3 protein-coding genes are annotated in these 1,698 nt (G+C 74.5%); all 3 read right to left on the minus strand.

Annotated elements, in window-relative coordinates; all coding sequences use genetic code 11:
- Positions 1 to 283: MmcQ/YjbR family DNA-binding protein (locus KBX53_RS32125; protein ID WP_210863587.1), on the minus strand; the 283-nt coding region annotated here is incomplete at its 3' end.
- Positions 284 to 300: 17 nt separating this feature from the next.
- Positions 301 to 1,224 carry an aminoglycoside phosphotransferase family protein gene (locus KBX53_RS32130; RefSeq protein ID WP_210863589.1) on the minus strand — a complete coding sequence of 308 codons (924 nt, stop codon included), beginning with the start codon at positions 1,222 to 1,224 and terminating at the stop codon, positions 301 to 303.
- A gap of 41 nt (positions 1,225 to 1,265) precedes the next feature.
- Positions 1,266 to 1,698, minus strand: a 433-nt coding sequence (locus KBX53_RS32135; RefSeq protein WP_210863591.1) for an MFS transporter, incomplete at its 5' end; no start/stop codon positions are given.

Raw genomic sequence — 1,698 nt, forward strand, 5'->3', positions numbered from 1 at the left:
CCCCCCCCGCCGGGCAGCCGTCGAAGTGCGGGATCGTCAGGTAGACCGACGGGTCGTCGGCGAGCAGGGCCTCCTTGACGCCGAGGTCGGCCACTCGGACGCCGAGCAGCGGGCCGTCGGGTGCGGCGGCCCCGAGCGCGTCGAGATCGGTCCGCCGCAGCGGTCGCTCCCAGACGAACGGTTTGTCGCGCACCCGCCAGGCCGGCAGCCCATCGTACGAGGCCCGCTCGGTGGCCTCGGGCAGCGCGAGCGCGATCCGACGGACGTCGTCCCAACGGGCCATGGCCACACCGTACGGGTTCAGCGGGCCACCGTGTGTTCGGCGAGGAGTTCGCCGAGTACGTGCCCGGCCCGCTCGGCCTTGGCCGGGTCGTGATCGTCCAGGGTGATCAGCGCCTTCCACAGCGCCCAGCCCCGTCCGCGCGCCCAGGTGCCGTCGTCCAGACCGAGCGCCGCCCGGAAGGCCGCCCGGCTGGGGCCGCGCAGCAGGGTCCAGGCGATCACGGTGTCGCAGGCCGGGTCGCCCACACCGCAGCAGCCGAAGTCGATGACCGCGGCGAGCCGACCGTCGCGGACCAGCAGGTTGCCCTCCGCGACGTCGCCGTGGAACCAGAGCGCCGGGCCGGTCCAGGTGGCGTCGAGGGCGGCCTGCCAGATGCCGGTGACGACGTCGGCGGGCAGCCGGTCGCGGTGCGCCTCGATCGCCGCCCGGGTCTCGGTGTCGTAGGTGGACAGCGGGCCGCCCCGCCAGGCGCTGTGCGGGCCGGGCTGCGGGCCGTCGGTGGCGTCGATGCCACGCAGGGCGCGCAGGAAGGCGGCGAGGTCGGTGGCGAACCGGGTCAGGTCGTCGATCCGCTCAGCTGCGGCGGTCTGCCCGTCGATCCACCGGTAGACCGACCACGGGTACGGGTAACCGGCCCCGGGTCGGCCCTGAGCCAGCGGAACGGGGATCCGCACCGGTAGCTGTGGCCCGAGCACCGGCAGCCAGCGCTGTTCCTTGTCGACCTGCAGGGCGTACCCCGCGCCGCTGGGCAGCCGCACGGTCATCTCCGCGCCCAGGTGGAAGGTGCGGTTGTCCCAACCGTCGACAGCGACAGGGCGGACCGGAAGCGACGCCCACCGCGGGAACTGCTCGGCCACCAGTCGGCGGACCAGTGCCACGTCGATCCGGTCGGCCACGGCGACGTCGGTCACCGGGACGCCGGGTGTCGGTTGCGTGTTCATCAGCCCGAGCCTGCGGCAGCCGGCCAGCCCCCGCAACGCGTTTACCGGGTGGCGACGGGGGCGGGCCGCGCCGGGGTTTCCGGGCCGGACGCCCTGTTCACCAGCGGGTACGCGGTGATCACCAGGCACGCCGCCGCCATGGTCAGCAGGGCCGGGGTGAGCCCCAGAGCGTCCACCGACCAGCCGCCGAGCAGCGCGCCGACCGGCAGCCCGACGAACGCCAACGAGCCGGCGATGCCGATCACCCGGGTCTGCAACTCCGGCGGCACCCGCTCGTAGAGGGCCACCCCGAGCAGCGGGTTGACCGCCGCGATGCCGATCCCGGACAGGAACGTCACCACGAGCACGACCGGCAGTTCGTCGCTGATCGCGAGCGCCACCAGCCGGGGTGTGCCGGCGACCAGCGCACCGATCAGGAACGTCAGCCGCCGCGGCAGCCGGGGCCCGAGCGCGGTGAACACCAGGTTGCCCAGC

This window comes from Micromonospora sp. M51, assembly GCF_018070305.1.
GTDB classification, from domain to species: Bacteria; Actinomycetota; Actinomycetes; order Mycobacteriales; family Micromonosporaceae; genus Micromonospora; species Micromonospora parva.

Bases quoted from the DNA above. Each gene is read 5' to 3' on its own strand.
- KBX53_RS32130 (WP_210863589.1), bottom strand. From the start codon at position 1,224: ATGAACACGCAACCGACACCCGGCGTCCCGGTGACCGACGTCGCCGTG.